Source organism: Pantoea sp. SIMBA_079 (assembly GCF_046940275.1).
Lineage (GTDB): Bacteria > Pseudomonadota > Gammaproteobacteria > Enterobacterales > Enterobacteriaceae > Pantoea > Pantoea borealis.
Genome location: NZ_JAWRYR010000079.1, coordinates 1 through 361, shown reverse-complemented (window position 1 = coordinate 361; position 361 = coordinate 1). Strand labels below are relative to the sequence as shown.

Annotated in this window: 1 protein-coding gene; it reads left to right on the top strand. The window is 69.0% G+C overall.

Features of this window, described 5'->3' with window-relative positions; translation table 11 throughout:
• Positions 1 to 25 precede the first annotated feature (25 nt).
• On the top strand, positions 26 to 361 hold a 336-nt coding region (locus SB719_RS19185; RefSeq protein WP_412159606.1), incomplete at its 3' end, for a hypothetical protein.

The following is a 361-nucleotide window of genomic DNA, read 5'->3' as shown; positions in this document are numbered from 1 at the left end:
CACCAGTCCGGGGTCGTACAACCTGATGGGCGGCACCGTCACGATGAATCTCGGCGCGGGATGCGCGGGGACATATCAGAATGACACCACCATCGGTTACGGCGGCCCGATCAACGGCTGCTCCGACAGCAGCACCGTTCCGGTCGACCCGCCCGCCGACCCCGACCTGCGCGCCAACGGCTCCCCGCTGGCGAACAACTACTGCGGCGCATCGGCGCCGCTCAGCGTGGCACCGGTGAACCCGGCGTTCTCCATCGACAAGACGGTGCAGGGCGACAGGGATGCCGGAGTGGTGCCGCCGGGCGGGATCGGGACCGTCAGTCCGAGCGGCGGCTCGGCGACCTACGGCATCACTTTCACC